This window comes from Klebsiella sp. AqSCr (genome assembly GCF_008452795.1).
GTDB classification, from domain to species: domain Bacteria; phylum Pseudomonadota; class Gammaproteobacteria; order Enterobacterales; family Enterobacteriaceae; genus Klebsiella; species Klebsiella pneumoniae.
In genome coordinates this window covers 1,746,740-1,754,958 of the sequence record NZ_MJDM01000005.1, presented here as the reverse complement: position 1 = coordinate 1,754,958, position 8,219 = coordinate 1,746,740, and the positions used below count along the sequence as shown (strand labels likewise).

Genomic DNA, 8,219 nt, shown 5'->3' with positions numbered 1-8,219 from the left:
CGCTGGATCCCTGGCTGCCAGCCAGCGAAAGGCGGCGCGCGCGCCTGGGACCGGCATCGGAGTCATGCCCGCCGTTACAGACTCAGGATACCGCGCCGCTGGTGCTGTCCGGCATCCGTGATGGGGCGGTGATAAAACGTCTCCCGGGTGAGGCGCGGGTGATGTTGCCGCTACAAACCAGCGGTGGGGAGGGGCGGCGCTGGTGGTTTATTAATGGCGAACCGTTAGAGGCCGCCGGCGCAAGAACCACGCTAATGCTGGATAAACCCGGCGAGTGGCAGTTGGTAGTGATGGATGAAGCGGGTCAGACGGCAGCCGCCAGCTTTACCCTGCAATAACCAGGGTAAATTTGTTGTTGGCGGTTTGTGTTTTCAATACTCATCTTATTTTAACAAAATGTTACCTTCATCCGTAGGCAGGGGCGGGGATGCTCATTATAATGCGCGCCAGGCCATACAATCGTATGTGCAACAACAGAACATTTAATTAGAGGTAATCATGGCTATTGAACGTACTTTTTCCATCATCAAACCAAACGCGGTGGCAAAAAACGTTATTGGCAGCATCTTTTCCCGCTTTGAAGCTGCAGGGTTCAAAATCGTCGGCACCAAAATGCTGCACCTGACCGTTGAACAGGCTCGTGGTTTCTATGCTGAGCACGAAGGTCGCCCGTTCTTCGACGGTCTGGTTGAGTTCATGACCTCCGGCCCGATCGTGGTTTCCGTTCTGGAAGGCGAAAATGCGGTACAGCGTCACCGTGACCTGCTGGGCGCCACCAATCCGGCAAACGCCCTGGCGGGTACCCTGCGCGCTGACTACGCTGACAGCTTCACCGAGAACGGCACCCACGGTTCTGACTCTGTAGAATCCGCTGCCCGCGAAATCGCGTTCTTCTTTGCTGAAGGCGAGGTTTGCCCGCGCACTCGCTAATCTCCTGCGTCTTTCACGCCACAGCATTGTTGGCTTCCTTCGCGCACCCCGGTCACATAGTTATCTATGCTCCCGGGGATTTGCGAACTCGCCGTCTCGCTGTGACCTGAAATACTTTGGAGATACAAACCTCGTCTTTTCGACCGTCGCGGCGTCGGCTGCGCGCGTTCACCCCGGTCACATAGTTATCTATGCTCCCGGGGATTAATGAGAGGCTCCTGCCTCTCACCGGAGGCCAGCCTACGGCTGGTCAAATTCGTTCCCGACGAATTTGTCACTTGCTTGCCGCCTTGCGACAATCGAAAAGCCTTAGAGGATTGAGCAGTCAGTTACAGATTTTTTTTCATTGCCTTGTGCAAACGTGGCAATGATGCGCCAGAATTTGTAGAATATAGCGCCCCTGGACGAGCAGTCGCTCTCCGGGGCGTTTCTTTTTCAACCCACCTGGGGCCATAACGTGTAATAACGAGGCCGGAAAATATTATGTCTGAACAAATTGTCACGCCTGATACCGCCGCTCTGACGGTGCCGAACAAAGATGCCAAAATCAACCTGCTGGATTTAAACCGTCAGCAGATGCGCGAGTTTTTCAAAAACATGGGCGAGAAGCCTTTCCGCGCCGATCAGGTGATGAAATGGATGTATCACTACTGCTGCGACGACTTTGATGAGATGACCGACATCAACAAAGTCCTGCGCAGTAAACTGAAAGAAGTGGCGGAGATCCGCGCCCCGGAAGTGGTTGAAGAGCAACGCTCAACCGACGGGACCATTAAATGGGCGATTGCCGTTGGCGATCAGCGCGTCGAGACCGTCTATATCCCGGAAGAAGACCGCGCCACCCTGTGCGTCTCCTCCCAGGTAGGCTGCGCGCTGGAGTGCAAATTCTGCTCCACCGCCCAGCAGGGCTTTAACCGCAACCTGCGGGTATCCGAAATTATCGGCCAGGTCTGGCGCGCGGCGAAGATCGTCGGCGCGGTGAAGACCACCGGCGTGCGTCCCATTACCAATGTAGTAATGATGGGCATGGGCGAGCCGCTGCTGAACCTCAACAACGTCGTTCCGGCGATGGAAATCATGCTCGACGATTTCGGCTTTGGCCTTTCCAAGCGTCGTGTGACCTTGTCTACCTCCGGCGTGGTGCCGGCGCTGGATAAACTCGGCGATATGATCGACGTTGCGCTGGCGATCTCCTTGCACGCGCCGAACGACACCATTCGTGACGAAATCGTCCCGATCAACAAAAAGTACAACATCGAGACGTTCCTCAACTCGGTGCGCGGCTATATTTCGAAGTCCAACGCCAACCAGGGCCGGGTGACCATCGAGTACGTGATGCTGGATCACGTCAACGACGGCACCGAGCACGCCCATGAGCTGGCGGCGCTGCTGAAAGATACGCCGTGCAAGATCAACCTGATCCCATGGAACCCGTTCCCGGGCGCGCCGTATGGCCGCAGCTCCAACAGCCGCATCGACCGTTTCTCCAAAGTCCTGATGGAGTACGGCTTTACGACCATCGTGCGTAAAACGCGCGGCGACGATATCGATGCCGCCTGCGGCCAGCTGGCGGGAGACGTCATTGACCGTACCAAGCGTACGCTGCGTAAGCGGATGCAGGGCGAAGCGATTGACGTAAAAGCGGTCTGACAAATGATGACCCGTGCAGCGCAGGCGGCACGGGTCATATTTATGGCCGATAGCCAGGCGAAATACGCTGATTCGGTTAATAATTACGGTGCGTTTTTGTCGACTTTGAGGCAGTATGTAGCGGCACAACAACCGCTTAGCATTCAATTTTGATTCGTCTCTGTGATCGCGCGGCTGACAGTCCTATACTGTGAGGCTGACGTAGCACAGATGTCTCGCGGCGCCGGCTTTTTCCCGCGCTGAACTTTAAATTTCACGTACCAGTAGTTGTAGCGAATGAATACTGAAGCCACTCAAGATCATCAAGAAGCAAACACCACGGGCGCGCGTCTGCGTCACGCCCGCGAACAACTCGGACTTAGCCAGCAAGCGGTGGCCGAACGCTTATGCCTGAAGGTGTCCACGGTTCGTGATATTGAAGACGATAAGGCCCCCGCCGACCTCGCCTCCACCTTCCTGCGCGGGTACATCCGCTCCTACGCTCGCCTCGTACATATTCCAGAAGACGAGCTGCTGCCGATGATGGCCAAGCAGGCGCCCATCCGCGCGGCGAAAGTCGCGCCAATGCAGAGTTTCTCTTTAGGCAAGCGCCGCAAAAAGCGCGACGGCTGGCTGATGAGCTTCACCTGGCTGGTGCTGTTTGTGGTTATCGGTCTGAGCGGCGCCTGGTGGTGGCAAGACCATAAGGCGCAGCAGGAAGAGATTTCGACCATGGCCGATCAGTCTTCCGCTGAGCTGAACGGCGGCGACGCCAACAGCCAGAACGTGCCGCTGGATACCAGCGCCCCTGCAGCCCCGACCGCCGATAGCGCCGCGAACAGCGCGCCAACCGATACCGCCAGCGCACCGACCACCAGCGCGCCGGCCCAGACGCCAGCGGATAATAACGCTGTCGTGGCCCCTTCCCAGGCCAATGTCGATACCGCGGGGACGACGCCGGCAGCTCCGGCTACCACCCCAGCCTCGCCGTTGCCGACCGATCAGGCGAACGTCACGACTCCGGCGGCGTCGGCGCAGGATCTGGTGATGAACTTTTCCGCCGACTGCTGGCTGGAAGTGAGCGATGCCACCGGTAAAAAACTGTTCAGCGGCCTGCAGCGTAAAGGCGGTAACCTGAACCTGAGCGGTCAGGCGCCGTATAAGCTGAAAATTGGCGCCCCGGCCGCGGTACAGATCCAGTATCTGGGCAAGCCTGTCGATTTAAGTCGTTTTATCAGAACTAACCAGGTTGCGCGTCTGACCCTCAATGCCGAATCATCACCGGCGCAGTAACAGACGGGTAACGCGGGAGATTTTTCATGCATAACCAGGCTCCGATTCAACGTAGAAAATCTAAACGTATTTACGTTGGTAATGTGCCAATTGGCGATGGGGCTCCCATCGCCGTTCAGTCAATGACCAATACGCGCACCACCGATGTGGCGGCGACCGTAAATCAAATCAAAGCGTTAGAGCGCGTAGGCGCGGACATTGTCCGTGTCTCTGTTCCGACGATGGACGCTGCTGAAGCGTTCAAACTTATCAAACAGCAGGTTAACGTCCCGCTGGTCGCCGATATCCACTTTGACTACCGTATTGCGCTGAAAGTGGCGGAATATGGCGTCGACTGCCTGCGTATCAACCCGGGCAACATTGGCAACGAAGAGCGCATCCGCATGGTTGTAGATTGCGCTCGCGATAAAAACATCCCGATCCGCATCGGCGTCAACGCCGGCTCGCTGGAAAAAGATCTGCAGGAAAAATATGGCGAGCCGACGCCGCAGGCGCTGCTCGAATCCGCCATGCGTCATGTCGATCATCTCGATCGTCTGAACTTCGATCAGTTTAAAGTCAGCGTTAAAGCCTCCGATGTCTTCCTGGCGGTGGAATCCTATCGTCTGCTGGCGAAACAGATCGATCAGCCGCTGCATCTTGGGATCACCGAAGCGGGCGGCGCGCGCAGCGGCGCGGTAAAATCGGCGATCGGTCTGGGACTACTGCTGTCCGAGGGGATCGGCGATACGCTGCGCGTCTCGCTGGCGGCGGATCCGGTGGAAGAGATCAAGGTCGGCTTCGATATCCTCAAATCTCTGCGTATTCGTTCCCGCGGCATTAACTTTATCGCCTGCCCGACCTGTTCACGCCAGGAGTTTGACGTTATCGGTACGGTGAATGCTCTGGAGCAGCGTCTGGAAGATATCATCACCCCGATGGATGTTTCGATCATCGGTTGCGTGGTGAACGGCCCGGGCGAAGCGCTGGTCTCCACCCTTGGCGTCACCGGCGGCAACAAGAAAAGCGGCCTGTATGAAGACGGCGTGCGTAAAGATCGCCTGGACAACAACGACATGATCGACCAGCTGGAAGCGCGGATCCGCGCCAAAGCCTCGATGCTCGATGAAGCCCGTCGGATTGACGTTCAACAGGTTGAAGCAAAATAACGTGTTGGGAAGCGATACGCTTCCCGTGTATGATTGAACCTGCGGGCGCGAGGCGCCGGGGTTCATTTTTGTATATATAAAGAGAATAAACGTGGCAAAGAACATTCAAGCCATCCGTGGCATGAACGATTATCTGCCGGGCGAAACCGCTCTCTGGCAGCGCATTGAAGGCTCACTGAAGCAGGTGCTCGGTAGCTACGGTTACAGCGAAATCCGTTTGCCGATTGTAGAGCAGACCCCGTTATTCAAACGCGCGATCGGCGAAGTGACCGACGTGGTTGAAAAAGAGATGTATACCTTCGAAGACCGCAATGGCGACAGCCTGACGCTGCGTCCGGAAGGGACGGCGGGCTGCGTACGTGCCGGCATCGAACATGGTCTGCTGTACAATCAAGAACAGCGTCTGTGGTACGTCGGGCCAATGTTCCGTCACGAGCGCCCGCAGAAAGGTCGCTACCGCCAGTTCCATCAGATCGGCGCCGAAGTGTTTGGCCTGCAGGGCCCGGACATCGACGCGGAGCTGATTATGCTGACCGCGCGCTGGTGGCGTGAGCTGGGCATCTCCGAGCACGTCAGCCTGGAGCTGAACTCCATCGGTTCGCTGGAAGCGCGCGCCAACTACCGCGACGCGCTGGTGGCATACCTGGAGCAGTTTACCGATAAACTGGATGAAGACAGTAAACGCCGGATGTATACCAACCCGCTGCGGGTGCTGGACTCCAAAAACCCGGACGTGCAGGCGCTGCTCAACGACGCGCCGGCGCTCGGCGATTATCTTGACGAAGAGTCGAAAGCCCACTTTGCCGGCCTGTGCGCGTTGCTTGACGATGCCGGGATCCGCTACACCGTCAACCAGCGCCTGGTGCGCGGCCTTGATTACTATAACCGCACCGTGTTCGAGTGGGTGACCACCAGCCTTGGTTCCCAGGGCACCGTCTGCGCCGGCGGTCGTTACGACGGCCTGGTTGAGCAGCTGGGCGGTCGCGCTACCCCGGGCGTGGGTTTTGCCATGGGGCTGGAACGTCTTGTTTTACTGGTCCAGGCAGTGAATCCGGAATTTAAAGCCGATCCTGTTGTCGATATATACCTGGTAGCCTCCGGGACCGATACTCAGTCTGCTGCAATGCGTCTGGCTGAGCAGGTTCGCGATGCGCTGCCCGGCGTGAAGCTGATGACCAACCACGGCGGCGGCAACTTTAAGAAGCAGTTCGCCCGCGCTGACAAGTGGGGGGCGCGCGTCGCGCTGGTGGTCGGTGAGTCAGAGATCGCTGACGGAAACGTGGTAGTGAAGGATTTACGCTCAGGTGAGCAAACTACCGTAACGCAGGAGAGCGTTGCCGCGCATTTGCGCACACTTCTGGGTTAATCTCCCGGGAATTATTAGTCAGGAGAAGGACTGCGTGGAAACTTTTAACAACGAGAACGATCAGGTCGATGCGCTGAAGCGCTTCTTTGCCGAAAACGGCAAAGCGCTGGCGGTCGGGGTGATTTTAGGGATTGGCGCGCTGGTTGGCTGGCGCTATTGGACCTCCCATCAGCAGGATACGGCCAGAGACGCGTCGCTGGCTTACGAGAAGGCGACTTCCGCGCTGAAATCGAATACGCCAGAAGTGCTGTCAGGGGCGGAGAAATTCGCGGCTGACAATAAAAATACCTACGGCGCCTTCGCCTCTCTCGAGCTGGCACAGCATTTTGTTGAACAGAACGATCTGCCGAACGCTGAAAAGCAGCTGCAGCAGGGGCTGGCGGCCGCATCTGATGATAATCTGAAATCGGTTATCAGTATGCGTCTGGCCCGCGTTCAGCTGCAAATGAAACAGGCTGATGCGGCGCTGAAAACCCTCGACAGCATCAAAGGTGAGGGCTGGACCGCCATTGTGGCCGATTTGCGCGGCGAAATTCTGTTGAGCAAAGGCGATAAGCAAGGGGCCCGTGCGGCGTGGGAAGCTGGCGTGAAAAGCGATGCTTCTCCTGCGCTCAGCGAAATGATGCGTATGAAAATGAATAATTTGTCCATCTGAGAGGGACTCGATGCAATTGCGTAAATTACTGTTGCCAGGGCTGCTTTCCGTTACCTTGCTGAGCGGGTGTTCGCTGTTTAATAGCGAAGAAGATGTGGTGAAAATGTCACCGCTGCCGACGGTAGAAAACCAGTTTACGCCGTCCACGTCCTGGAGCACCTCGGTTGGCGATGGTATCGGCGAATTTTACTCTAACCTTCATCCGGCCTTTGCCGACGGCGTAGTGTATGCTGCTGACCGTAAAGGCACCGTCAAAGCGCTGAACGCCGACGACGGCAAAGAGGTGTGGTCGGTGAATCTGGCGGAGAAAGATGGTTGGTTCTCGCGCACGCCAGCGCTGCTTTCCGGCGGGGTGACCGTCTCTGGCGGCCATGTTTATATCGGCAGCGAGAAAGCGCAGCTTTATGCGCTGAATACCAGCGATGGTACCGTGGCCTGGCAAACCCGTGTCGCCGGCGAGGCGCTGTCGCGTCCGGTGGTGAGCGATGGCATGGTGCTGGTGCATACCAGCAACGGCCAGCTGCAGGCGCTAAACGAGACCGATGGGGCCGTGAAGTGGACCGTTAACCTCGATATGCCGGCGCTCTCCCTGCGCGGCGAGTCTGCGCCTGCGACCGCCTACGGCGCGGCGATCGTCGGCGGCGACAACGGCCGCGTCAGTGCAGTATTGATGCAGCAGGGGCAGATGATTTGGCAGCAGCGTATTTCTACGGCCACCGGCCCGACGGAAATTGACCGCCTGAACGACGTCGACACGACGCCGATCATCGTTAACGGTGTGGTTTATGCGCTGGCTTATAACGGCAACCTGACCGCGCTGGACCTGCGTAGCGGCCAGATTATGTGGAAACGCGAGCTGGGTTCGGTGAATGATTTCATCGTCGATGGTAACCGTATCTACCTGGTTGACCAGAACGATCGCCTGCTGGCACTGACCACCGACGGCGGTGTAACCCTGTGGACGCAAAGCGATCTGCTGCACCGTTTGCTGACCGCGCCGGTGTTGTATAATGGCAATCTGGTCGTCGGCGATAGCGAAGGCTACATGCACTGGGTTAATCCGGAAGATGGCCATTTTGTGGCGCAGCAGAAAGTCGATAGTTCCGGCTTCCTGACCGACCCGGTGGTTGCCGATGGTCGACTGCTGATCCAGGCGAAAGACGGTACGCTGTACGCGATTACGCGTTAATTACCGCTG

Annotated in this window: 7 protein-coding genes and 1 pseudogene; all 8 read left to right on the top strand. The window is 57.4% G+C overall.

The features are described from left to right. A pseudogene (locus BHE81_RS28735) lies at positions 1 to 338 on the top strand (penicillin-binding protein 1C); the annotation flags it as partial. A 160-nt stretch (positions 339 to 498) separates the two neighbouring features. Beyond that, a complete protein-coding gene (ndk, locus tag BHE81_RS12510; RefSeq protein ID WP_004144312.1) occupies positions 499 to 930 on the top strand; it encodes a nucleoside-diphosphate kinase in 432 nt (143 codons plus the stop codon). 483 nt (positions 931 to 1,413) lie between these two features. Next, complete coding sequence (locus BHE81_RS12500) at positions 1,414 to 2,580, top strand: bifunctional tRNA (adenosine(37)-C2)-methyltransferase TrmG/ribosomal RNA large subunit methyltransferase RlmN (protein ID WP_002913894.1); 1,167 nt, start codon at positions 1,414 to 1,416, stop codon at positions 2,578 to 2,580. Between the two features lie 276 nt (positions 2,581 to 2,856). Next, positions 2,857 to 3,852, top strand: coding sequence for a cytoskeleton protein RodZ (gene rodZ / locus BHE81_RS12495; protein ID WP_004149336.1), 996 nt, complete (start codon positions 2,857 to 2,859; stop codon positions 3,850 to 3,852). Positions 3,853 to 3,878: 26 nt separating this feature from the next. Next, the gene (ispG, locus tag BHE81_RS12490; protein ID WP_002913892.1) at positions 3,879 to 5,000 is read left to right on the top strand and encodes a flavodoxin-dependent (E)-4-hydroxy-3-methylbut-2-enyl-diphosphate synthase; all 1,122 of its coding nucleotides are present in this window, start codon (positions 3,879 to 3,881) and stop codon (positions 4,998 to 5,000) included. 91 nt (positions 5,001 to 5,091) lie between these two features. Then, positions 5,092 to 6,366 carry a histidine--tRNA ligase gene (gene hisS, locus BHE81_RS12485; RefSeq protein ID WP_004149335.1) on the top strand — a complete coding sequence of 425 codons (1,275 nt, stop codon included), beginning with the start codon at positions 5,092 to 5,094 and terminating at the stop codon, positions 6,364 to 6,366. Positions 6,367 to 6,400: 34 nt separating this feature from the next. After that, the gene (locus BHE81_RS12480) at positions 6,401 to 7,021 is read left to right on the top strand and encodes a YfgM family protein (protein WP_002913890.1); all 621 of its coding nucleotides are present in this window, start codon (positions 6,401 to 6,403) and stop codon (positions 7,019 to 7,021) included. Positions 7,022 to 7,031: 10 nt separating this feature from the next. Beyond that, on the top strand, positions 7,032 to 8,210 hold the full coding sequence (gene bamB / locus BHE81_RS12475) for an outer membrane protein assembly factor BamB (protein WP_002913889.1): 1,179 nt from the start codon (positions 7,032 to 7,034) through the stop codon (positions 8,208 to 8,210). The last annotated feature ends 9 nt before the right edge of the window (positions 8,211 to 8,219 follow it).

Bases quoted from the DNA above. Each gene is read 5' to 3' on its own strand.
- BHE81_RS12500 (WP_002913894.1), top strand. From the start codon at position 1,414: ATGTCTGAACAAATTGTCACGCCTGATACCGCCGCTCTGACGGTGCCG.
- ndk (WP_004144312.1), top strand. From the start codon at position 499: ATGGCTATTGAACGTACTTTTTCCATCATCAAACCAAACGCGGTGGCA.
- rodZ (WP_004149336.1), top strand. From the start codon at position 2,857: ATGAATACTGAAGCCACTCAAGATCATCAAGAAGCAAACACCACGGGC.
- bamB (WP_002913889.1), top strand. From the start codon at position 7,032: ATGCAATTGCGTAAATTACTGTTGCCAGGGCTGCTTTCCGTTACCTTG.
- ispG (WP_002913892.1), top strand. From the start codon at position 3,879: ATGCATAACCAGGCTCCGATTCAACGTAGAAAATCTAAACGTATTTAC.